The organism is Nocardia sichangensis (assembly GCF_047200615.1).
Taxonomy (GTDB): Bacteria; Actinomycetota; Actinomycetes; order Mycobacteriales; family Mycobacteriaceae; genus Nocardia; species Nocardia sichangensis.
Window position 1 is genome coordinate 24,255 of sequence record NZ_JBJZOK010000034.1, and the last position, 23,424, is coordinate 47,678.

At 67.0% G+C, this 23,424-nt stretch carries 15 protein-coding genes; 8 read left to right on the top strand and 7 right to left on the bottom strand.

Features of this window, described 5'->3' with window-relative positions:
- Positions 1 to 28: 28 nt before the first annotated feature.
- Positions 29 to 1,723 carry an LCP family protein gene (locus ACL03I_RS33435; RefSeq protein WP_412807957.1) on the bottom strand — a complete coding sequence of 565 codons (1,695 nt, stop codon included), beginning with the start codon at positions 1,721 to 1,723 and terminating at the stop codon, positions 29 to 31.
- 317 nt (positions 1,724 to 2,040) lie between these two features.
- Here ACL03I_RS33435 and ACL03I_RS33440 point away from each other — a divergent pair, with 317 nt between their 5' ends.
- From ACL03I_RS33440 to ACL03I_RS33460, 5 genes are all read left to right on the top strand, one after another.
- Positions 2,041 to 5,295, top strand: coding sequence for an ATP-binding protein (locus ACL03I_RS33440; protein ID WP_412807958.1), 3,255 nt, complete (start codon positions 2,041 to 2,043; stop codon positions 5,293 to 5,295).
- A gap of 73 nt (positions 5,296 to 5,368) precedes the next feature.
- Complete coding sequence (locus ACL03I_RS33445) at positions 5,369 to 5,806, top strand: DUF4267 domain-containing protein (RefSeq protein WP_412807959.1); 438 nt, start codon at positions 5,369 to 5,371, stop codon at positions 5,804 to 5,806.
- Between the two features lie 7 nt (positions 5,807 to 5,813).
- The gene (locus tag ACL03I_RS33450) at positions 5,814 to 6,266 is read left to right on the top strand and encodes a DUF2871 domain-containing protein (RefSeq protein WP_412807960.1); all 453 of its coding nucleotides are present in this window, start codon (positions 5,814 to 5,816) and stop codon (positions 6,264 to 6,266) included.
- Entirely contained in the window at positions 6,263 to 7,714 is a 1,452-nt protein-coding gene (locus tag ACL03I_RS33455) for an amidase family protein (RefSeq protein ID WP_412807961.1), read from the top strand. The genes ACL03I_RS33450 and ACL03I_RS33455 overlap by 4 nt, the downstream gene beginning before the upstream one ends.
- Before the next feature lie 26 nt (positions 7,715 to 7,740).
- Positions 7,741 to 9,048, top strand: a complete 1,308-nt coding sequence (locus ACL03I_RS33460) for an FAD-binding oxidoreductase (RefSeq protein ID WP_412807962.1) — start codon at positions 7,741 to 7,743, stop codon at positions 9,046 to 9,048.
- Between the two features lie 177 nt (positions 9,049 to 9,225).
- Here ACL03I_RS33460 and ACL03I_RS33465 read toward each other — a convergent pair whose 3' ends face one another.
- Entirely contained in the window at positions 9,226 to 10,038 is an 813-nt protein-coding gene (locus ACL03I_RS33465) for a helix-turn-helix domain-containing protein (protein ID WP_355080006.1), read from the bottom strand.
- 102 nt (positions 10,039 to 10,140) lie between these two features.
- Here ACL03I_RS33465 and ACL03I_RS33470 point away from each other — a divergent pair, with 102 nt between their 5' ends.
- The gene (locus ACL03I_RS33470; protein ID WP_412807963.1) at positions 10,141 to 11,073 is read left to right on the top strand and encodes an alpha/beta fold hydrolase; all 933 of its coding nucleotides are present in this window, start codon (positions 10,141 to 10,143) and stop codon (positions 11,071 to 11,073) included.
- Positions 11,074 to 11,123: 50 nt separating this feature from the next.
- Here the strand turns inward: ACL03I_RS33470 and ACL03I_RS33475 are convergent, their stop codons facing one another.
- Together ACL03I_RS33475 and ACL03I_RS33480 are read right to left on the bottom strand one after the other, a co-directional pair.
- Positions 11,124 to 11,366, bottom strand: coding sequence for a hypothetical protein (locus tag ACL03I_RS33475; protein WP_355080008.1), 243 nt, complete (start codon positions 11,364 to 11,366; stop codon positions 11,124 to 11,126).
- A 13-nt stretch (positions 11,367 to 11,379) separates the two neighbouring features.
- Positions 11,380 to 16,173, bottom strand: a complete 4,794-nt coding sequence (locus tag ACL03I_RS33480; RefSeq protein WP_412807964.1) for an FHA domain-containing protein — start codon at positions 16,171 to 16,173, stop codon at positions 11,380 to 11,382.
- Between the two features lie 320 nt (positions 16,174 to 16,493).
- On the opposite strand from ACL03I_RS33480, the gene ACL03I_RS33485 reads away from it, so the two are divergent.
- Positions 16,494 to 18,224: a hypothetical protein gene (locus ACL03I_RS33485; protein ID WP_412807965.1), complete on the top strand. Its 1,731-nt coding sequence runs from the start codon at positions 16,494 to 16,496 to the stop codon at positions 18,222 to 18,224.
- A 54-nt stretch (positions 18,225 to 18,278) separates the two neighbouring features.
- Positions 18,279 to 18,941: a hypothetical protein gene (locus ACL03I_RS33490; protein ID WP_412807966.1), complete on the top strand. Its 663-nt coding sequence runs from the start codon at positions 18,279 to 18,281 to the stop codon at positions 18,939 to 18,941.
- A 375-nt stretch (positions 18,942 to 19,316) separates the two neighbouring features.
- Here the strand turns inward: ACL03I_RS33490 and ACL03I_RS33495 are convergent, their stop codons facing one another.
- From ACL03I_RS33495 to fusA, 3 genes are all read right to left on the bottom strand, one after another.
- On the bottom strand, positions 19,317 to 19,799 hold the full coding sequence (locus ACL03I_RS33495) for a hypothetical protein (protein WP_355080015.1): 483 nt from the start codon (positions 19,797 to 19,799) through the stop codon (positions 19,317 to 19,319).
- A 104-nt stretch (positions 19,800 to 19,903) separates the two neighbouring features.
- Positions 19,904 to 21,094, bottom strand: a complete 1,191-nt coding sequence (tuf, locus tag ACL03I_RS33500) for an elongation factor Tu (RefSeq protein WP_067809956.1) — start codon at positions 21,092 to 21,094, stop codon at positions 19,904 to 19,906.
- A gap of 99 nt (positions 21,095 to 21,193) precedes the next feature.
- Positions 21,194 to 23,296: an elongation factor G gene (gene fusA, locus ACL03I_RS33505; protein WP_355080017.1), complete on the bottom strand. Its 2,103-nt coding sequence runs from the start codon at positions 23,294 to 23,296 to the stop codon at positions 21,194 to 21,196.
- Positions 23,297 to 23,424: the final 128 nt, after the last annotated feature.

The window sequence follows — 23,424 nt, forward strand, 5'->3', positions numbered from 1 at the left end:
CGGGCCGGAGGCGTCCACGGCGGCAACCTCAGTCGACGCAGGGGATGTTGGATCCGATGCTGGTGGTGACGGGTTTACCGGAGTCGGGCGCCGCGTCGGCGGGTTTGGAGGTGGGGGCACCGGTGGGCGAGGCTGTGCCGGTCGGTGTGGTGGAGCTCGTCGATGTGCCCGCACTCAATTCGTCGGGCATGGTGAAGTCGCTGCCGATCACGATCTCGATGTGGCCGGGGTCGATATTCTTGGACGCGGCTGTCGGTAGCCCGCCGAGCAAGTTCGCGGCCTGGGTGGCGTCGGTGTCGGCGCCTGTGCCGTAATAGACGACCGAGCCGGAACCATCGGTGGAGGCGGCGTTGCCGATGTTTCCTTTGCCGAATCCCTTGTCGGCCAACACTGTCGACACTTTGGCGGCCATACCTGCCGGTCCGCCCGCGTTGACGACGTCGACGGTACTGGTGGGTGTGGTCGCGAGTGCGGTGGGCGTGGCTGCCTGCACGCCGAACGCCGTGCGCACCGTCTTTTTGATGGCGGCCGGATCGATGATGTTCACGTCTTGGCCGTCGATGGTCCGGTAGCCCTGCACCGGCAAGGTCTGGAATTCGATCGGAATCGAACCCGCCTTTCCCATGGTCTGCGCGAAGTCGAGCACGTTCCAGCCTTGGGAGAGCACCACATCGTTCTGTGCGGCGTTGATCAATTGCTGCAGTTTGCCGATGTTGGTGAGTGTGCCGGACTCCGCGAGTTGTTTGGCGACCGAGGTGAGGAACGCCTGCTGGCGGTGGGTCCTGTCGAGGTCGCCGTTGTCGAGTTCGTGACGTTGCCGGACGAACGACAGCGCGTCGGCGGCATCGAGGTGCTGAGGTCCGGCCGGGAACACCGCGCCGGAGTAGTACTCGTCGTCGACGGCGTGATTGAGACAGACATCGACGCCGCCGAGAATGGCGGCCAGGTCGTAGAAGCCGACGAGGGAGACCTCGGCGAACCGGTTGATCGGTACTCCCGTCAGTGCCTTCACGGTCTGCACGATGGATTCGCGGCCGGCCTCGCGGCCCTGGCGTTCCAGTTCGACCTTGTCTTTGACGCCCTGGTTGGCGAGCTTCTGCTCGACCGCCACCTTCTTCAGCCCGTAGGCTTCCTTGATCTTGGCGTGGTCGTAGCCGGGGATCCCGGTGACCGCGACGTAGTCGTCGCGCGGGATGGAGAAGGCGGTGATCTTCTTCAGATCCTTCGGAATGTGTACCAGGATAAGGGAATTGGCGTTGTAGCCGCCCTCGCTGCCGTCGCCGGCGTGCAACCGGTCCATGATTTCTTTGGGTAGGTCGTTGCCGTTGCGGTCTTTGCGGGTGTCCAGTCCGATGAGCAGGATGTTCATGTCGCCGTCGAGCGCGGCGGCGTCTTCGGAACTGATAGCCCCGGACCGGGCGAACCCGTCATCGACGGCGCGCTCGGTGTAGTAGGCGAATCCGGTGCCCGATACAACGACCACCGAGGTAGCGGCAACGACCAGGCGAAGGGCGGTCCGTGCGACCCTGGCCTGCCACGACGACTGCGCGGTCCGATCGCGGCGGGTGGGCCGCACCGGCACATACCGGTCGGTGGGGCCCTCGGCAGGGTCGGTCGCCTCCGCGGACACCTCGCGAACCCCTTCGACAGGCGTTTCCGGCCGAGCATGACGACCACCGGACCGGGGAACCACGACCGGAATCGGTTCCGTTTCGTCACTCATTCGCCGTCAAGCCTCACGTCACAGTGCCGCGCGGAAACCACCGATAGCACTTCACCAGGTTAGAAATATCCTGCCCGATGTCTGTGCCGAATACACGCCGAGCAAGCACCCGATCGGGTACGCGGTAGCGAAATCCGTGGGCGCGGCATCACGTCACGCGCGCCGATCTCGGTGATGATCGACGACAGGCCGCGCCGGTCGGCATGCGCCGACAGTTCGAGGCGGTTCGATAGCCGCAATGCGGCGAGGTCCCAGGTTCGCCCGGGTTGACGAGAGGTCGGGGCGCCACGCAGGATCGATCGCGAGATGGACGATTCATGCTGGTAGAGCTATTGGGTCCGGTGCGGGTGGTGGCCGCGGACGGGAGGAAGGCGTCGGTCGGGGGGCCGCGGGTGCGGGCATTGCTGGGGTTGCTGGCGCTCGAAGCCGGGCGAGTGGTGCCGGCGGCGCGGCTGGTGGACGGGGTGTGGGGGGAGAACCCGCCGGCGGGGGCGGGGAATGCGTTGCAGACTCTGGCGAGTCGGTTGCGAGCGGCGGCACCGGGCACGGTGCGGAATGACGGGGGCGGGTATGTGCTCGAGCTCACGCCCGAGGACGTCGATGTGCATCGGTTCGGGCGTGAGGTCGAGGCAGGGCGAGCGTTGCTGGCGGCCGGTGAGCCCGAACGAGCCATCGCGTGCTTCGATGCCGCGCTCGCCTTGTGGCGCGGGGAGCCGCTGATCGATGCGGGAGAATCGGAGGCATTGCGGGTCGCTGCACTGCATTTGACCGAACAGCGGCTCGAGGCGGTCGAACTGCGAGCGGACGCCTTTCGAGCCTTGGGCCGAGGCGGCGAGGTATTGGGTGAGCTCCGCACGGAGGTAGCCGCACATCCGTTCCGGGAGACGCTGGCCGCACGACTGGTGCGGGCGCTCGCGGCAGCGGGACGAACCTCGGAGGCGATACAACAGTTTCAGCGAACCGAGACCCTGTTACTGGACGAACTCGGCACGACACCCGCCGAGGTCCTGCGCTCGGCCCTGGCCGAAATTCACACGAACGCACCCCGTAATCCCGCAGTCGACAAACCTGCGATCGAGACGGCGTCCGGATCGGGTCCGACGGGAGTTACGGAAGCATCGCGAACCAGCGGCGCATCCGCACCGCTGCTGCCCAGGCGGTTCACCAGCTTCGTCGGACGCGGACGCGACGTGGAAGGAGTGCGACGGGCGCTGCGCGAGGCCCGACTGGTGACACTGTCGGGTACCGGGGGCGTGGGGAAGACTCGGCTGGCCGCCGAGACGGTCGGGGCGCACGCCGAGGACTGGTCGGACGGTTTCGCTTTCGTCGAACTCGCCGCACTCGAGCGGGAGCGGCCCGACCGGCCGGCCATGAACGCGGTCGGAGTGGCGATAGCGAACGCGCTCGCTCAGTTCGAGCGACCCGATGAACTGTCCACGGAATGGGCCGATGTACTGGAGCGGACGCTGTCCGGCCGCCGAATGCTGTTGGTACTGGACAACTGCGAGCATGTCGTGGAGGCGACCGCGCGCCTGATTCACGATCTGTTGCAGCGGCTGCCGCTGCTGCGGGTGCTCACCACGAGCCGGGAGCCGATCGGCGTGGACGGCGAGCGACTGTATCCGGTCCGGACCTTGGACCTGCCCGAAGCCGACTCGGATATCGCGGCGGTCACCGCATCGCCCGCGGTCCGGCTGTTCATCGACCGCGCCACCGCGGCACTCCCGGATTTCGCACTGTCCGAGCTCAATTCCGCGGATATCCGCGCCATCGTACGCAGCCTGGACGGCATGCCGCTGGCTATCGAACTCGCCGCCGCTCGCCTGCGGAGCCTGCCGCTACCGGACCTCAGCGCCCGGCTCACCGATCGCTTCCGGCTGCTCACCAACAGCACTCGCCACGCGGTCCCGCGCCATCGAACCTTGCACGCGGCCGTCGCCTGGAGCTGGGGACTGCTCACCGATGCGGAAGCCACTGCAGCCCGGCGTTTTTCGATCTTCGCCGGCGGCGCGACCTTGGACGCCGTTACTTCGGTGTGTGGTCCGGACGCCATCGACACGGTCACCTCACTGGTGACGAAGTCGTTGGTCGACTTCGATGGACAGCGCTATCGAATGGCAGAGACCATCCGCGCCTATGCGACAGCGGAATTGACCGCCGCAGGCGATGCGGACGAAGTCGCCCGCATCCATGCCGACTGCTTCTCGGAATTCGCTGACGCCGCCGCCCACGGACTACGCACTACCGCACAACCCGATTGGCTCGCGCGGCTGATCGCCGAACACGGCAATTGCGAGACCGCACTGCGGTGGGCGCTGGACGTCGGCGACGGCGAGCGCGCGGTTCGCCTGTACTCGAACCTCGTCTGGTATTGGCTGCTGCGCGGGTTGCACGGCGACATCTCCGAACGCCGCCGCGAGGTCCTCGCCTTGATCGACGACACACCGCCGCCGGGGTGCACCGGGGCCTATCTGGCCTGCCGGTACGCCGAGGAGCTGCCAGCGTACTTCACCAACATCTGGTGGGGCCAGATCCGAGATGACACGGGACAATTCGAGCGGCTGACCCGCGCGGCCCTCACCGAGGATCGACCTCCGCACCCGATGTTCGTGCTCATACTGGCGCTGCGTGACCTACTCGGCGACGACGACAGCCTGTTGACCGCGTGCACCACCTCCGATGATCCATGGCTACGCGGTAATGCGCTGATAGCAAAAGGTTTCGATGAACTGGGCGGCGACCACCCGGCCCGCGCCCTGCCCACTCTGGAGGCGGCGCTGACCTGCCTGAGCGCGCACGGCGACGCCCGGTCACACAGCCGCGCCCTGATCTCCCTGGCCAGCTACCGGACCCGGATGCTCGGCCTGGACAGCGCCCGCCCGCTGATCGCGAGCGCGCTGGAACTGCTCAGCGCCGACTTGGGCGCCGGTGAGCGCATGGGCGTGCTGCTCTTCGCGGCGGAGATGCACCTGGTCGGCGGCGATACCGAGGTCGCGGCAACCTATATCGACCAGGCCGAGGCCGTGATCACCCCGCACATCATCCCCGCGCCTGGGCGCTTCTTGGCGGCGACGCAGGCGCACCTGGCCCACCTGCGCGGCGACAACGACCGCGCGATGGAACTGTACCGGCGGATGTCCGAGCATCCGCTCCCCGACGGCCCGCCACCAGCAGGACGCCACGATACCGTCCGCTTCGTGAACCTGGCCTTCGTGAGCACCGCGCACGCGGCGGCCCTGGTCGCGGCGGGCCGGCCGGACGACGCGCTGCGAGAGCTGGCCATGCCCCGCGATCTGGCCGCCCAGACCTCGGCGGCGCTGCTGGCCGAGGTCGGTATCGGTTACGCCCTCGTTGCTCTGGCGAAGGACGCCCCGGACCAGGCGGCCCGCATTCTCGGCGCAACCGACCGGATCAACCGGAGGGCCGGGGTGATCCGCATCGGCCCGTTCCGGCGGCGGGCGCTCGACCAAGCGGAAGAGGCGCTCGGGCCCGTTCGCCTGGGCGCGGAATTCCTTGCGGGCGCCCGGCTTCCGGACGAGGCGGTGCTCGAACTGCTGCGTACCGTTCGCTGACAACGGCTGTCAGCGAACGGTACGGGCGGCACTGGATGCTCGGGACACGTATCCCACCGATCCAGGAGTGCTCATGTCAGTTCCTTCGAATACGGAAACAGTTGTTTCCGTGCGTGGTTCCTGCCGACTCGGCGAACGTCTCGGTAGGGCCGGCGCCGTACTGGGAGCCGGGTTCATCATCTCCGTCGGCGGCGGTTATCTGCTCGCCCCGCAGCGAATGGCCCCGGGGTTCGGCTTCACCGACTGGCCGCGCGGCGAGGCCAACGGCTTTCTGAACGTCAAAGGCGTCCGCGATGTGGTCATCGGTCTGATCATGCTGGTCCTGCTCGCGGCCGGGCAGCGCCGCACCCTCGGCGCGACCCTGCTCACCATCGCCCTCATCCCGACCGGCGATATGCTCACCATCCTGGTGCGCCGCGGCTCCACCGCGACTGCCCTGAGCGTGCACGGTCTCACCGCGGGCCTGGTGGCCGCAGCCGGCGCGCTGCTGCTGCGCCGGGAAAATCGCTGAGCGCCCGATGAAGACACTGCTCAATACCGCGCACATCTACATGATCATCGGCCTGATCTCCGGGTTCTACTACCGCGAGATCACCAAGGTCGAACATTTCACCGGGCAGTCGCAGCTCGGTGTCGTGCACACCCACGTGCTGGCGCTGGGCATGCTGTTCTTCCTCATCGTGCTGGCCTTGGAGAAACAGTTCACGCTCAGCGCCCGGGGAAGCCTGTACGGCTGGTTCTTCTGGCTGTACAACATCGGCCTGGCCATCACCGTCGTGTCCATGACGCTGCACGGCACCCTCACCGTGCTGGGCAAGAGCAGTGGTGAGGCGATCGCGATCGGCGCGGGCGTGGGCCACATCCTGCTGGCCGTCGGGCTGATCCTCTTCTTCATCACCGTCGGCAAATCCATCGACGACAGTCGAACACCGCACAGCGCAGCGGTATTCGCCGAACAGGAGGCATTGTGATCACCGGCCAGGACGGCGCACTGTGGACGCGGGACGCGGTCTCGCTCGCGACGCTGATCGCCGAGGGTGCGGCCACCGCGACCCAGGTCGTCGAGTCGCATCTCGAGCGCATCGAGCAGGCCGACTTCGAGATCGGCGCGCTCACCACGGTATTCAGCGAATCCGCGCGCGCCGAGGCGGCCGCGGCCGACCGCAGGGCGCCGAAGGGGCCGCTGCACGGGGTCCCGGTCACCATCAAGAACAACCTCGATGTCGCGGGCAGCCCGACCACCTGGGGCGTGGCGGCCTTCGGGCAGGCCGTCGCGACAGCGGACGCACCCGCGGTGTCCGCACTGCGGCGAGCCGGGGCGATCGTCATCGGGCGAACGAACATGCCGGACTTCGCCACTCGCTGGCATACCGACAACGACGAGGCGGGCCCGACGGTGAATCCGTGGAACCCGACTCGCAGCCCGGGCGGTTCCAGCGGCGGTGACGCCGCAGCGGTAGCCACGGGCATGACCCCCCTAGGCCTGGGCACCGACTTCGGCGGTTCACTGCGCGTACCCGCCGCGTTCTGCGGAGTCGCCTCCCTGCGCACCACACCCGGCCGGGTAGCGGTGGCCTCGAGCCTGTCCGGGGCCGCACCCGCGCCGACGAATCAATTGTTCGCGGCGCCGGGGCCGTTGGCGCGCACCGTGCGCGATCTGACGACTGCCTTCGAGGTACTCAGCGACAGCGCTGACCTGCGCGATCCCGGATGGATTCCAGTGCGTGACGCGACCGATACTGTCCTGCCCGCCGTCGCCGTCACGCTCGGTGACGATATCGATCCGCAGGTGCGGGCAGCGCTGCTCGGCTGCGCCGACGCCCTCGAACGCGCGGGGTATCCGGTAGCCGAACTGGATCCGCCGCAATTGGGCGAGGTGGCGGCGGACTACGGTCGATTGGTTTCCACCGAGGTGGTGGTCCAGCGCCGCGAAGCCATGCGGCGAGTAGGCAGCGCCGGACTGAACACCTTCGTGGACGCGGCGATCGACCTGTTCCCGCCGCTGGATCTGGCGGGCTACATGACCGCGCTGGGTGAGCGCCTCACCCGCCGCGCGGCCTGGTCCCGCTTCCTCGCGGAGCATCCGATCGTGCTCGGCCCGGTCTCGGACGAACTGCCCTGGCCGGTCGGCTACGACCTCGGCGGCACCGCACAAGTCGCGACCATGTACGCGGCGCATCGCCTCACGATCGCCGCCAACTACCTGGCCCTGCCCGCGGTCACGGTCCCAGCGGGCGTATCGGCCGAGGGTCTTCCCATCGGTGTCCAGTTGATCACCGCCCCATTCGCCGAGCGCCGCGCGCTGACGGCCGCCGCCTATATCGAAGCGGCCTTTCCGATGTCCACACCCATCTCCCCGGCAACCGACCCGGCCACCCGGAACCAGGCTCGATCCATCGGCTCGGGCACGACGCGGTGAACATTTCTGTAGCGAAGGGAATCTACATGTCACACAACACATTGCGATCCGCCGTGCGCGGACGGGTACTGCTGCCGGGTGACGAAGCGTTCGATACGGCACGGACCCCGTGGAACCTCAATATCGACCAGCCGGTAGCGGCCGTCGTGCACGTCGAAGACGCGGAGGATATGGCCGCTGTGGTCGGCTACGCGCGCGGCGCGGGCCTGTCGGTGACCGCTCAGCCCAACGGCCACGGCGCTTCCGGTGATACCGCCAGCGCCATCCTGGTGCGCACGCGCCGACTCGATCGGATCGAGGTGGATCCGGCCCGGCGACGTGCCCGCGTCGGTGCGGGGACCAATTGGGGGCACGTACAGGCGGCGGCCGCCCGGCACGGCTTGACCGGGCTGGCCGGAAGCTCCCCGGTGGTCAGCGTTGTCGGCTATACCCTCGGTGGCGGATTATCGTGGTTCGGCCGTAAATACGGTTGGGCGGCCGATAGCGTCCGGGCCTTCGACATCGTCGATGCCGACGGTCGTCAGGCCAGGGTCACGGCGGAATCCGACCCGGAGCTGTTCTGGGCACTGTGCGGCGGCGGCGGGGATTTCGCACTGGTGACGGCGGTGGAGTTCGATCTGTTCGCGGCTCCGGCCTTGTTCGGTGGCCTGATCGCCTGGCCGGCCGCGCAGACCGAGGCGGTCCGTGCGGCCTTCCAGGACATCACCGATCACGCACCGGCCGAACTCACGGTCTGGCTCAATCGGCTGGAACTGCCGCAGGCTCCGCCGGTGATCGCGATCGCCGCCGCCTACCTGGGCGAACCGGTGCGCGGACGGGACCTGCTGCGACGGCTGGACACGATCGACGGCATCCTCGCGGACACGCGCCGGGAATTGTCCCCGGCCGAGTTGGGCGCCATCGTCAACGAGCCCACCGCCCCAGGCCCCGGACTGCTGCGAACCGAACTGCTGACCGCACTGGACGAGACCGCCGCCGACATCCTGCTGCACGCACCGATCGATCCGCTGATGGGCATCCAGCTCCGGCAGTTGGGAGGTGCGCTCGCCGAGCCCACCCGAGGCGCGGCTCCGCCGTTCGCGGAGCCCTACGCACTGTCTCTGCAGGCCACCGGCTCGGATCCCGACACCGTTGCCGCGGTACTCGCCACGCAGAAGCGCATCATCGCCGATCTGGGCGCGCGAGTCAGCGGCCGCAAACCGTACACCGTCCTGTCCGCCGGCGACAGTGTCGCGGAGGTTTTCGACACCGGCACCTTGGACCGATTGCGAAAGCTCAAGCAGGCCCGCGACCCACACGGTGTATTCCGCGCCAACTTTCCGATTCTCCACTGAACCTCCGGTTTCGAGACCGATGTCAGGCACCTCCACACAGCGCTGCCCCGCCAACGTGATCGGCGCGGCAGCGCTGTGCCCGCGACCAGCTATGTCGGTATCGGCCGCGAGGGCGATTCCCTTCGCCGCCCATCCGTTTTCGCGGGGCCAGGAGTATCCGAGCGGTATCGTGCCGAATTACGTCGCGATCGTCGACGGCCAGGCTCGGTCGTCGATTGTGAGCCAGGGTTCGGTGGCTGCGGCGGTGGGGGATACGCCGGTGAATTCGCGGATGTCGCGGTGGAGGTGGGATTGGTCGGCGTAGCCGGTGTCGGCTGCTACTCGGGAGGGGGAATGTCCTTGCACGAGGCGGTGGACGGCGTGGTCGAAGCGGACAAGTTTGGCGGCGCGTTTGGGGGTCAGGCCGATTTGCGTGCCGAAGCGTGACCACAGTCGTTGACGGCTCCAGCCCAGCTCGGCGGCGAGGTGCTCGACGCGGAAACGGCCGCGGCTGAGTTTGATTTGCCGCCATGCCCAGGCGACCTCAGGGTCGACGCGCTGGTCGTGCCGGGACCGCGCGGACAGCGCGGTGTCGACCAGGGCGAACCGGTCGGGCCAGCTCGGCGTCTCGTGCAGGCGCTCGCGCAGCCACCCCGCCTCACGACCCCAGAGGTCGTCCAGGCCGATGATGCTTCCGCCCAGCTCGGTGGGAGGAAGGCCGAGAATCGCTTGGGCGACAACCGGTTCCAGGCGAATCTGGACGCATTCGACGGCGTCGACACGGACCGGAAGCGCGGTGCCGGCGAGGCCGAGTGTCAGACTGCCCGAATGGCTACGGCCCGTCGAGTCGCGGACCTCGAAGCCGCACTCGCCGAACTCGACGATCACCGTGACCGCCGGATGTGGAATGACACGCACCTGCTCGGGGCCGTCCCCGTGCACATGGAATCCGGCCATGTCGACGCCGCGCAGGGCGGGTGGCCGCGCCGGTCGCGCGATGTCCCAAGGCACACGTCGATTGTATGAGCAGCCGCGCACGCTGACATTTCTTCAATACGCGGCCCGCTGTCGTGCCAGAACGTGGTGGTGTCCCAACCAATCGAAGGAGCAACCGTGGACGAAACCACTACCGCCGCGAGACCGAATCGGTGGCGCAATATCGGGCTGCTGATCGCCACCGTCCTGGTCGCCGTGGCCACCGGCTATACGACCGGCGCGGCGAACGCCGAGACCGACGATTCGCACGGGCACATGGTTCATCTTCCGGGCGGAGACATCCACGTCGTCGCCGACGGAACGCCGGGCGCTCGCGCGGTGGTGCTGCTGCACGGACTGGGCGCCTCGACCGCCTATTGGGATCCGGTGCTGCCCGCCTTGCGGGACCGGTACGTCGTGCGTATCGACCTGCTCGGCCACGGCAAGTCCGATAAACCCGACAGCGGCTACAGCACGTCCGAACAGGCGAGCCGAGTGGGGGCCGTGCTCGACCAGCTGGGCGTACGACAGGCGATCGTCGTCGGGCATTCTTCCGGCGGCTACGTGGCCACCTCGCTGGCCGAACAGCGCCACGACCTGGTGTCGGCGATCATGCTGATCGACTCCGGTCCCCGCCTGGACGCCGTCACCGGCAGCGGTCCGGTCGGCAACCTACTGTTCGTTCCTGCGATCGGACAGCCGCTGTGGCCGCTGCTCCCGGATGTCGTTCTCCGGCAAGCCATGAGTTCCGCGTTCACCCGGGACGTGCGGATCCCCGACCAGTTCGTCGCCGACCTGCGCGGCATGACCTACCGCAGTCTCACCGCGACCTCCACCGCGTCGGACGACTACCTGCGGGAACGGTCCGAACCGGACCGGCTCACCGACCTCGGCGTTCCGGCCATGGTGCTCTACGGCTCTCAGGACAAGCGATGGCAGCCGGACTCTTACGAGGACTACCGCCGCGTCCCGGGCATCCGGATCGAGAGCCTCGACTGTGGCCACACACCCATGGTGGAAGAGCCCGACGGCACCGGCGCCCTCATCCGTGACTTCGTCGGCCGGCACTGATCGTAGTTGTCGGCCACCTCTGGGTGGTTCCTGCGGGGCCGCAGCTCCCGCTAGTCGTCTTCGCCGGTCGGTCCGTCCAAACCCGCCTCACGGAGGATGCGGGTCAAGGTATCGGTATCGACCGGCCGCTGCGGCTCTTCCTTCTCCGCAACCGGGTTCTCCCGAGCGACAGGCAGCATTTCTTCGTAGCCCGGGTCGCCGGGGTGGAACTCCTCGAAGCCGCTGTAGAAGACGCCGTCCTCGGTCTGGCCACGCAGCGGCAGCAGGATGGTCACGCCGTCTTCTGCCAGCATGGGTGGGCTCGTATCATCCGAATACGCGGTCAAAATAATCCTTCAACTGACGGGCAATCTGGTCGTTGCCGAGGGCGAACTTGCGAAGCTGCTTGATGTCGCCGTGCATCCACGCCGTGAACGCTTCGGCGAAAGCCTCGCAGCGACGGTTGTAGTAATCGTTCCACTTATGTTTTTTCCCGATGGATTGAAGCATCGACGCGTGCAGGTCGCGCCACTCCTGGGTGTCGCTGAGCCATCTTCCACCGGTACCGTACGCCGCGTCGGCCGCATGCCCGAACTCGTGGAAGACCACGTTCTCGCTGCCGCTGCGCCCGCCGGAGTTGATCACCAGCCGGCGCGGTCCACCCATGTACACGCCCTGGACGGTGTTCCAGCTCGTTCCGGCCTTGCGTCCGTATGGGGTACTGCCTGCAAGGCTCTCCGTACCGGGCAACTGCAGTAGGGGGCGATTACCTATGACGATTCCGCCACCGGCCACGGCGTTCATATGCTCGCTGACCCTCGCGTAGATATGGCTGGGCACTCGGGCGAGATCTGTCACCATCTGCCCGGTCTCAGGTGTCTGGTCGATGATGTTGACGAATGCGCCACCGTCGGCGGGAGGATAAGCGACAGTGAATTCGTACACATCGGCCAGGCGCACCTGATCCCCCGGATGCAGCATGACCTTCGTGCCGGGTGCGATCTCTTCGCCGTTGACGTAGGTGTGGTGGGTAGATCCTTCATCGCGGATCCAAACGCGGCCGGAGGGGTAGGTGCCGATACTGGCGTGCCTGCGCGAGATCCGGTCGGCGCGCGAAAGCCCGCTGGGTATCCCCGTCCCGTCCCGCCCGAGCAGGACCGGTTCGCCACCGCGCACCAGATCCAGCGACACGTCGCCGAGTGAGTTGTTGAGCTTCACCGCCAACGGGCGCGGAGGGGCCTGACCATAACCGTCCTCGAAACGTGCGGCGCCGATCCAGTCACCGAGCCGGACCTGATCGCCGGGACGAAGCCGAACCGGCCCTTGATCGGGATCGACCTTGATGTTGTCGACCCACGTCCCCCGCGTGGAGTGTTCGTCGCGCAACCACAGAGTTCCGAACTCGTCGCGGTAGATGACGGCATGGCGGCGGGATACCGATGTGTCGGTCAACTGGTCCGACAGCGGGGAGTCGGTCCCGCGCCCGAGCACAACCTGTTCACCACGCCGCAATGTCAGCGGAGGCACGTTTTCGTCGTCGGACAACCGCAGCTCCAGCGGCGGTTCCTCGCCGAATCGCAGCCGTGTCGACACGTCCCCGAACTTCACCTCGTCCTCGGCGTTCAGGTAGCGTTTCTGGCCCTCCGGCACGATCTCGTCGTTGACCCGCAGCGGGTTCCAGCCGTCGTGAACCCGATCGAGCACCCAGATGCCGCCATCCAGGTCACGTCCGACGATCACCTGCCGTCCCGGCCTGCCGATCACCATCGCGTGGCCGTTCAGCGCACTGACGTCGACGGAAACCTCCTGGCCGGGTTCGAGGCGGATGGGGAGCTTCTGTCTGCGCTGCTCGAAGCGCAGCTCGGCGGGCGGAAGTTGCGGGGGTTCCTCGCTGCCGATACGAGCGGTCCCGACATAGTCCGGGCCGAGTCCCACGTTGTCGCCTTCGGACAGTGTCACCCTCTGGTTCGGAGCGATCCTGTCCCCGTTGATCCATACCCCTTCCGACCCCCGGTGGTCTCTGATCCACAGACGACCGTCGTGGTCCAGCCCGAGCGTCGCGTGCTGCTCCCCGATGCCGCGGATGCCACGCAACTGGGATGCGAAGGGCGAACTCTCGCCGGTGCCGATGATGACCGGCCTACCGGGTTCCAGCCGCACGGATGTCGCGTCCGTCCCGACGCCGAACCGCACGTGCACCGGGCTGGCGTCCAGCGCGGCGTCCAGCGGAATGAACTGCGCCTCCCCGCGGTAGCCGCCGAATCGCACGCCATCGCCCGGTGCCAAAGTGCGCTTCTCGCCTTCGGCGAGCAGGTCGCCGTTCACCCGGGTGCCGTTGGTGGAGCCCGCATCCCGGATCCACACGCGACCGTCCTCGTCCATGCCCATGGTCGCGTGGCGGCCCGACACAGTGATTCGGCCGGTCGCCTCAGGGTGTATGAGGCCGCGACCGAGATCCACTTCTCGGCCACGATGCAGCGTGAACGTGGGCCCGTCGTCCCCGAACAACCGGACTTCGGCTGTCTGCCGCTCGAATGTCACCCCCAGTTCGAGGTCCCGGCTCAGCAGCAGCTCTTGCCCGTCGTAGATGCGCACCCATTGCCCGCCCGCCAATTGCTTGCCGTCGACGAAAGTGCCGTTCATCGAATTCTCGTCGCGGAGCATGACGTGGCCTTGATCGTCCACCTTGAGCGTCGCGTGACGGCGTGACACCCGATCGTTCGCGACCTGCTCCAGCAGCGCGCCTTGGCCGCGTCCGAAAACGTATTCCTGGCCGGGAATCAGTCGCAGCGGAATCCGCGCGCCCTCAGGGCCGGTCAGCACCACGTCGACGTAGCCACCATCGGGATGACGGTAGTGCCCGGTGAGCCCGGCCGGTGGGGGCGCACCCGCGAGCGTGTATCGGTCCTGGCTCACCGATTGCTCGTGCAGCTGGACGCGCGGCTGCGGTCGTGTCGGCGGGCCGTCATACGTCGGTTCGTCGGTCCGCGTGTGGGGCGTCGGCTCTTCGTGTGTCGCCGGAGCCTCATCCGCTGCCGACTGCCGCCCGGCCGGATCTGCCTCATCGACTGGAGGACGCGGCCTCGACTCGTCCGGAACACCCGAATCGTCCCCGACCGGCCGTCCGTCCGACGTCTCGTCGACCGGGACCCGCGGCGTCAGTTCCTCCTGCCGGACGAGCGGACCATCCGCATTCCGTGGTAGCGCCGGCGGCTGGTCCCGGCGGCCTCGTGGCGCGACCGCCGAGCCGTCGACTTCGCCGCGCGGTGTGGGTGGCCTCCCGTTGCCCGCAAATGCGTCAGCGCCGGGCGGCCGGTCTTGTCGCGGCGTGACCGACACCGCCCGGCCGTCACCAGGGGTGATTCCCGGCGCCGAGCCGGGAGACTGCGGTGACACAGGCGGCAGAACCCCACGCCCGGCGTCACCACCACCCGCGGCATGTTCCTCCAACGCGGTCATCCGCTGGAGCATGCCGTCGTACCAGTCCCGATGACCCGCGGCGTAGAACACCGGGCTCAACTCTTCGACACGCTGCCGGATCTCCAGCAACTCCGGGCGGGTGAGAGCGTGGTCGTTCCACAAGATCTCGTTGGTGTCCCCGTAACGCAGGAAGTTCTCCGCGAAGGGGCCGACGGAATACTGCGCGTCGGTGAAATTCTCGAACGCGCGACTGTGGTCGATCCCCCATACGTTGCCGTCCGGATCCACCATCCAGTTGTCGCCATTGCGGTCCGGTATGCGTATCAGCACGTCCATGACACCTTGGCGCATTCCGGCAGGACCGCTGACGACGTCCTGCGGGAACGCGCTTCGCGGATACGTGTCCGCCGCCACCGTGCCGGGCACCACTTCCATGTAGACGTGGTCGCCGATCACGTGCACCGCGGGCACCCGTGCGCCCACCGCGTCGCCGACCAGCGAGCTCAGGAATTCCGCGTGTGCGTGCAGCGGATCGGAAACCACCTTGTGGATCACTTCGGTGCCGTCGTGGAAGACGAGCCGCTCTACCACTCTCGCCGACTTGCCCTCGGTGCTGAATCGTTCGATGGTCTCCACTCGCGGTGGTTCACCGGAACTCAACAGCTCATTGATGCGTGAGGCGAATTCCCAGTGGCGCAGACCGAGTCGAGGGGTGTCACCTTCCGAACGCATCGCGGTACGGCCTGCGGTGTGGACTCGGATCGCACTACCCGCCGCGCCGACGAACCCGCTGCCGAAGCCGGTGATCGCGGCTTCGCGAACCATCTTGAACAGGTCACCGAGGCTGTGGATCTCGTCCATGTGGATCAACACCGACGGCACCGCGCCTGCCAGACCACCGGTCACACCGCCCGCGCCGCCGAGCAACATCGTGCCGCCCATATGGGCAGCGAGCCGACCGCGCTGACTGATCGCTCGGCCGCGCGCCCAGCCCAGCACGCGCGGCGCGAGTCTGCGGCCGACCTCCGCACCCGCCACACCACCGACCACACCGCCGAGGAGCATTTCCAGGAAGGCGCCCACGTCGAACTTGTCGCGCACGCCGTCTTTCAGGTCCCACAGCTGTGCGCCGCCGCTGATCGCGGCACTGGTCAGAAGACCGACTTTCGCCGCGTGCACCGCGCCGTGCAGCGCAGCCCGCTGCGCAGCGCCCGCTACCGCTCGTTCGCCCACCTCCGCGGTGAGTCTCGCGGCCGCGGCGGCCATCGCCTGCTCGGCCTCGATCCGGTCGATCAGCGCCTTCGCGCCCCCGCCCTGGAAGAACAGCAGAGCATCGTAGGCCAATTGGGCGGCGAGGGCGATCCCCATCGCGAGCAGCAGATGCTGTGTTTGCACACTCGAATCAGCGACGTCGTGGCACTGCTTTCCCAAGCTCTGGCACACCGCTGCCTGATCGCGCATGGATTTCACGACGACACGGTGGCGGTCGGCCAGGGCTGTCGACGTGGCGCCTTGCACGGCTTGCTCGGTACGCCCGGCCTCGCCCTCGTATCGGTCGGCGGAGTCGTTCAACTCACCGGCAGCCACCAGGTACGCGTCCCCGTTACGACGCATTCCATCGATGTCGGTCTCCGGCCAGTGGCCGAGGACCAATTCGCGCACAGCCGAAGGCACCTCGGCCAGCAAACCGCTAGCATCCATCGCAGCCTGCCTCCCGGCACCCTCACATTCGCTGCGAGATCATTCAGACATATCGGACCGCACTCATTATTCCCAATAGTGGGAATTCGATCGGTAAGGGAAAGCTGGCCGTACCCAGCGCGACGGACAGTCGAGATTGCAACTAATCCGAAAGTACTGCGCCGAAAGTAGCTTCGTTATCCCACACCGAGCCGATCGACCAGACGGCGCTTTCTGGGGCAACCGTCATGCGGTCCCGGCCCGGCGGCGGGAGTCTCACCACAGGCGGGTATGCGACCAGCGGTTCCGGGACAATGTCTGCAAGTACATAGGGAGACGGTGTGGGCGAAACATTTTCGGTCGATCCGGATCGGCTGCGGGAGCACGCGCCGCAGTTCGACCTGATCGGGGCGGACGTGGCGGCCACCGTGCGAAAACTGCGCGCGGCCTTGGCCGAGGAAGGCGAGCCTTGGGGCAAGGACGACGCCGGCCGCGCGTTCGCCGAATCCTACGTTCCGGAGCACAAACGAACGATGGCCGACTTGAACAGCCTCGTCGAAGTGCTCCAGCAGGCAGGCACCGATCTGCGCAACCTCGCCGAAAACTTTGAGAATCACGATCGGGCCGTCGGGCAGCGTATCCGTGACACTGCCGACGCGTTCCAGAAAGATCCGGTATCGATCCCGCTGGGAGAGCAGGTCACCCCCACCCACCGGCTCAGCCCGAACGCTACGGACGTACCTACTGCCGCGCAGCCATACGCAGGATCTCCTCTGCCCACCGCGGCCTCGACGGCGGCCCCGCCGGCCCACCGAACTCCCGTCACCGCGCCTGCGACCGCTCGGTCACCTGACTTGTCGAGCGCTCCTGCCGGTACTCCCGGCACGCCTGAGGACGGTTCGAGCCCGAGGCAGCAGCCGGGCGGGACCGAGGGGAATCCGCCCGGCCGTGACCACCGCGGCACCGAACAGCCGGATACACCCGGTTCCAGCGCGCAACCCGGTCATCGGGCAGAAACCGCATCCACGCGTCCCACGCAGGGCAATCGGCCGTCTTCCCCGTGGACGAAGCCTGCCGCCACGAATCAGACCGCCGTGACACCCCGGGCCGGCGTGGCGAAGCAGACCGGCGCCACGGCTCCGAGTACGCCATGGTCCAGGCCCATCACAGCGCGTCCGCCGAGGGTTTCCGCCCCGGACGCGGGGACACCCGGTTCGCCGCCGCGCGCGCCGGGCCGCCCTCCCGCACGACCGGATCAGAAGGACGAGAAAGCAAACCGGAAAGTGGACGCCTCCGCCGAGTCGGTCGCAGCCCGCCTCGCCCGGGAACTCGCCGACCGCCACGGCGTGCGCGCCTTCGGTTTCGAGACCCCGGGCGTCGCGGTCCAGGTACTGACCGAGATCGTCGCCGCAGTGGACGACGTGCTGCCGCGATACCCGCGAATCGTTCTGCGCGCCATTGGGATCGAAGAACTGGCGAGCGGCGAAGCGACGCGGCTGGAATGGGATTCGGGCGCGACACCTGGCGACTCCGAGAACGCTCCTGATTCACCGGAGAAGCGCTCCTTGGTCGCGTCCGAGGGGGTGCTCACCGCACGCATCGTGCTGGCGGTGGGCGCTGCCACCGACCCGGAGCGTTTACAGCAGACCGTCACCACAGCCGACAACGCGGGCATGCTCGCCCCCGGATGCGCGAGACGGCCCGTGTATTCGTCGATCGTGCGCGAGCTCGGCAGAGCGCTCGACGGAGCAGGCGGCTTTCGCGCTCGCGCTGCCGCACAGCGCGTGCTGGTCAGGGCGTATATGCCGCAACTGAACCCGGAGGACAAGGGCTCGTTGAATCGCACGGTGTCCGGCTTCCAGGAATGGCGGTCGCAGTTGAGCGGCCGCAGCTTCGATCGCGGGCGATTCCACCCCGCCGCTGCTCTGGCCGAGGCATTCACCGACGTAGTCCTCAACGCCGCAGAGGCCGCACCGCCCGCGCAGGTACTGCACCGCCTGCTCGTCACCACCGCGGACTCCCCCACCCCCCGTAATCACCACCGCACAGTCGTACGAGCGGCCAGTGTGTGAGCGTCCGGCTTGCGAAGGTGAATTTCGTTGAGAGGCAGCGATATTGTGAGCAGCATGCGGTGGATGGTTGCGATGAGCTTGGTGCTGCTGCTGGGCGGCTGCGCGCAGACCACGGCGGGAAGGCCGCAGCCGGTAGCGGGGGCGTCACAGACGGCGTCGTCGCCGCGGGCGACGGCGGCACCGGAGAAGGAAGGGGAACTCAGAGATCGGATCGCTTGGGTTCGGCAAGGTACGCCGGTTGATCTCGCCGGCTTCCATTCGGCCCGGATCGAGGGCGGTCCGGTGACCGACCTGCGGGACGATATCGCGTTCGTCAGCCCTACCAGCAAGATCAGTTGCGTCACGGGGACAGCGCTGGGAATGGACGGGTTCGACTGCACGGTCGAACTGAAGGAACCGGTGCCCGCGCCGGGCGAGGGCTACGGCCAATGGTTCGGCGGATACGTGACCTACACGGGGCACCGGTTGACGGTGGGCCAATTCCGCGGCGATCCAGGGCTTTTCATCAACGGTCATGGCCGGACCTTGCCGTACGACAGCACCATCGCCTTCGGCGACTACGCCTGCCGCATCGCGACGACCGGCCTCACCTGCGTGCACCCCGCCCAGGGCACGGGCGTGCAACTGAGCAGCGAGGGCGTCGTCCCGCTCGGCTGCCTGCGCGAACTCCCGCAGACGGAGCGCGAACCGGCCGTCGGCCGCGCTTATGCCTGCTGAGCACCCGCCGCTGCAGCATCCAACGCTATTCCGTGGCCTTCGGATGGCCGGTTCCGGCGTACGTTATCCAGGTGGTTCGATGATCGTCATCGATCAAGTACCAGACTCTGCCCCCACTGGTGCCTTCGTACTGCCAGCGCTCGAGAGTGGCGCCCTTCCACACCGCCGATCCCATCGAACCTTTGAGACGATGCTGCCGCTCCGGGTTCGCCGATGCCCTCGGATTCGCTCGGATCGCGTCGAACGCCCGACGAAGGTTGGCAGCCGCGTGCTGCGCCAAATGCTCCCAACCGGTACAGGCTTCGGTAGTCGCGAAACGGACTTCGAATTCTTCGCCGACCGCAGGGGGCGCGACGCGATCGCCCCGCTTCGGACTCATCCGGCCGACTCTTCCGACTCCGGCACCGGGACCGGCCCGAGATCGCCTTCCGGCTCACGAGTCAGAATTGCCAAGAGCGCCGGGTCGGCATAGATCTCAGCTGTGTGCCGCCACTGTGCCAGCAGCGTGGCCAGTGGAGCGAGGTTCTCCAGGGCCGCCGCACCCCGCGCTACCGCGACCAATTCTTCGAGAAACTGATCGAGATCCCCTGCCGGGAGGAAGGTCACCCAAGGAACAGCGTCCGGCAGGACATCCCGCACGGCCTCCGCACCCAGCCGACGCACCAGACCCGCGAGCAGTCGCGCCGTGAAATCGACAACTATGCCCTCGGCATCCATCTGCGATACCCGCATGAGTGCCAGATCGTCGGCATCGCGCCGACGCAGCCGCAATGCGCGCACGTCGTCCAAGAGCTTCGCGGTCACCGCAGGCTTGTGCAGTAAGTCGCTGAAAGGGACGACGTCGTAGGCAGCGCTCATGACATCCACACTACCTCGGATGTCAGAACCGCTGGAATAGGAGCCCCGAAACGCGAACGGCGCCGCCCCTTTCGGAGCGGCGCCGTTCTCAGCGATTCAGCGAATCACTTGATGATCTTCGTGACGCGACCGGCGCCGACGGTGCGGCCACCCTCGCGGATCGCGAAGCGCAGACCCTCGTCCATGGCGACCGGCTGGATCAGCTTGACGGACATCTCGGTGTTGTCACCGGGCATGACCATCTCGGTGCCCTCGGGCAGGGTCACAACGCCCGTCACGTCAGTCGTACGGAAGTAGAACTGCGGACGGTAGTTGTTGAAGAACGGGGTGTGGCGGCCGCCCTCGTCCTTCGACAGGATGTACGCCTGGCCCTCGAACTCGGTGTGCGGGGTGGTGGTGCCCGGCTTCACGACGACCTGGCCGCGCTCCACGTCCTCACGCTTCAGACCACGAACCAGCAGACCGACGTTGTCGCCCGCCTGGCCCTGGTCCAGCAGCTTGCGGAACATCTCGACACCGGTGACGGTGGTCTTGGTGGTCTTCTCGCGGATGCCGACGATCTCGACTTCCTCGTTCACGTTGATCACGCCACGCTCGACACGACCGGTGACCACGGTGCCACGACCGGTGATGGTGAAGACGTCCTCGATCGGCATCAGGAACGGCTTGTCGGTCTCACGAACCGGGTCCGGGATCGACTCGTCGACCGCGGCCATCAGCTCCAGCACCGACTCCGCCCACTTCGGGTCGCCCTCGAGCGCCTTCAGACCGGAGACCCGCACGACCGGCGCGTCCTCGTCGAACTCCTGCGAAGCCAGCAGCTCGCGGACCTCCATCTCGACGAGCTCGAGGATCTCCTCGTCGTCGACCATGTCGGCCTTGTTCAGCGCGACCAGGATGTAGGGCACGCCGACCTGACGGGCGAGCAGCACGTGCTCACGGGTCTGCGGCATCGGGCCGTCGGTGGCGGCGACCACGAGGATGGCACCGTCCATCTGCGCCGCACCGGTGATCATGTTCTTGATGTAGTCGGCGTGACCCGGGGCGTCGACGTGCGCGTAGTGGCGCTTCTCGGTCTGGTACTCGACGTGGGAGATGTTGATCGTGATACCACGAGCCTTCTCCTCGGGCGCCTTGTCGATCTGATCGAACGCGAAGCTCTCGTTCAGATCCGGGTACTTGTCAGCCAGCACCTTCGTGATCGCTGCAGTCAGCGTGGTCTTGCCGTGGTCGACGTGACCGATGGTGCCGATGTTGACGTGCGGCTTCGTCCGCTCGAACTTCGCCTTCGCCACTTCTTTGTCCTCCTGGACTTGTTGGTGCGTGCAATTGCAGCAGTGCGGGGGTCATCCCCGCGGACAACGGGGAAAGGGTTTACAAACGCCCGGGAGCCATTACTCGCCGGTCGCCTTGGCGATGATCTCCTTCGACACGTTGGCCGGAACCTCCGCGTACGAGTCGAACACCATGGAGTAGTTCGCCCGGCCCTGGGTCTTCGACCGCAGGTCACCGATGTAACCGAACATCTCCGAGAGCGGAACCAGCGCCTTGACGACACGGGCACCACTGCGTTCCTCCATGGCCTGGATCTGACCACGGCGGGAGTTCAGGTCGCCGATCACGTCGCCCATGTAGTCCTCGGGCGTCGTGACCTCGACCGCCATCATCGGCTCGAGGATCACCGGACCGGCCTTGCGAGCCGCTTCCTTGAGCGCTTGCGCGCCCGCGATCTTGAACGCCATTTCCGACGAGTCGACGTCGTGGTAGGCGCCGTCGAGCAGCGTGACCTTCAGGTTCACCAGCGGGTAGCCGGCGAGCACACCGTACTGCATGGCGTCCTGGGCACCGGCATCCACCGAAGGGATGTACTCCTTCGGCACGCGGCCACCGGTGACCTTGTTCTCGAACTCGTAGTGCGCGCCGTCCTCGCCGACGAACGGCGCCAGCGCGATGATCACCTTCGCGAACTGGCCGGAACCACCGGTCTGCTTCTTGTGCGTGAACTCGAGCTTCTCGACCGGCTTGGTGATCGTCTCGCGGTAGGCCACCTGCGGCTTACCGACGTTCGCCTCGACCTTGAACTCGCGCTTCATGCGGTCGACCAGGATGTCGAGGTGCAGCTCGCCCATACCGCCGATGACGGTCTGGCCGGTCTCCTGGTCGAGCTTGACCGAGAAGGTCGGGTCCTCTTCGGAGAGACGCTGGATCGCGGTGCCCAGCTTCTCCTGGTCGGACTTGGTCTTCGGCTCGATGGAGACCTCGATGACCGGGTCCGGGAAGGTCATGGACTCGAGCACGATCTGGTTCTGCGGATCGCACAGGGTGTCGCCTGTGGTGGTGTCCTTGAGGCCGATGACCGCGTAGATGTGACCGGCCGAGGCCGCGCCGACCGGGTTCTCCTTGTTGGAGTGCATCTGGAACAGCTTGCCCAGACGCTCCTTCTTGCCCTTGGTCGAGTTGATGACCTGGGCGCCGGAGTCGACCTTGCCGGAGTACACGCGGACGTAGGTCAGCTTGCCGAAGAACGGGTGCACCGCGATCTTGAACGCCAGCGCCGCGAACGGCTCGTCGGCGCTCGGCTTGCGGGTGAGCAGTTCCTCTTCCTTGCCGGGCACGTGGCCGGTGGTGGCCTCCACGTCCAGCGGCGAGGGCAGGTAGTCGATGACCGCGTCGAGCATGGGCTGCACGCCCTTGTTCTTGAACGCCGAGCCACACAGCACCGGGTAGAGCTCGGAGGTCACCGTCAGCTTGCGGATGGCGCCCTTGATCTCCTCGATGGTCAGCTCTTCGCCGCCGAAGAACTTCTCCAGCAGCGCCTCGTCCGACTCGGCGACGGTCTCCAGCAGTTCCTGGCGGTACTGCTCGGCCCTCTCCTTCAGCTCGTCCGGGATCTCGACGACCTCGTACTGCTCACCGAGCTTGGTCTCGCCGCGCCAGACCTTGGCGTTGTTCTCGACCAGGTCGACGATGCCCTCGAAGGTGTCCTCCGCGCCGATCGGCAGCTGGATGACCAGCGGCTTCGCGCCGAGGCGGTCCTTGATGGTCTGCACGGTGAAGTAGAAGTCCGCACCGAGCTTGTCCATCTTGTTGACGAAGCAGATCCGCGGCACGTCGTACTTGTCCGCCTGACGCCACACCTGCTCGGACTGCGGCTCGACGCCTTCCTTGCCGTCGAACACCGCGACGGCGCCGTCGAGCACGCGCAGCGACCGCTCCACCTCCACGGTGAAGTCGACGTGCCCGGGGGTGTCGATGATGTTGATCTGGTTGTCGTTCCAGAAGCACGTGGTAGCCGCGGAGGTGATGGTGATACCACGCTCCTGCTCCTGCTCCATCCAGTCCATCGTGGCAGCGCCGTCGTGGACCTCACCGATCTTGTAGGTGATGCCGGTGTAGAAGAGGATGCGTTCAGTTGTGGTCGTCTTGCCCGCATCGATGTGGGCCATGATGCCGATGTTGCGGACCTTGTTCAGGTCGGTGAGCACGTCCTGTGCCACGGAAATCTTCCCCGCTCGTAGCTAGTTGGGATTATCGGGGACGACCCTGTGGTCGCCTCTATGTCAACGCCGGAAGCGGCCGGTGAGTGCCGCCTCCGGCTGTGCCTCCCGACCCAGACGACGGGCCG

What these genes read in the sequence shown, in the direction of transcription:
- ACL03I_RS33480 (WP_412807964.1), bottom strand. Translation starts at nt 16,173, where the DNA reads ATGGATGCTAGCGGTTTGCTGGCCGAGGTGCCTTCGGCTGTGCGCGAA.
- ACL03I_RS33440 (WP_412807958.1), top strand. Translation starts at nt 2,041, where the DNA reads ATGCTGGTAGAGCTATTGGGTCCGGTGCGGGTGGTGGCCGCGGACGGG.
- ACL03I_RS33490 (WP_412807966.1), top strand. Translation starts at nt 18,279, where the DNA reads ATGCGGTGGATGGTTGCGATGAGCTTGGTGCTGCTGCTGGGCGGCTGC.
- ACL03I_RS33475 (WP_355080008.1), bottom strand. Translation starts at nt 11,366, where the DNA reads ATGCTGGCAGAAGACGGCGTGACCATCCTGCTGCCGCTGCGTGGCCAG.
- ACL03I_RS33450 (WP_412807960.1), top strand. Translation starts at nt 5,814, where the DNA reads ATGAAGACACTGCTCAATACCGCGCACATCTACATGATCATCGGCCTG.
- ACL03I_RS33445 (WP_412807959.1), top strand. Translation starts at nt 5,369, where the DNA reads ATGTCAGTTCCTTCGAATACGGAAACAGTTGTTTCCGTGCGTGGTTCC.
- ACL03I_RS33460 (WP_412807962.1), top strand. Translation starts at nt 7,741, where the DNA reads ATGTCACACAACACATTGCGATCCGCCGTGCGCGGACGGGTACTGCTG.
- ACL03I_RS33435 (WP_412807957.1), bottom strand. Translation starts at nt 1,723, where the DNA reads ATGAGTGACGAAACGGAACCGATTCCGGTCGTGGTTCCCCGGTCCGGT.
- ACL03I_RS33495 (WP_355080015.1), bottom strand. Translation starts at nt 19,799, where the DNA reads ATGAGCGCTGCCTACGACGTCGTCCCTTTCAGCGACTTACTGCACAAG.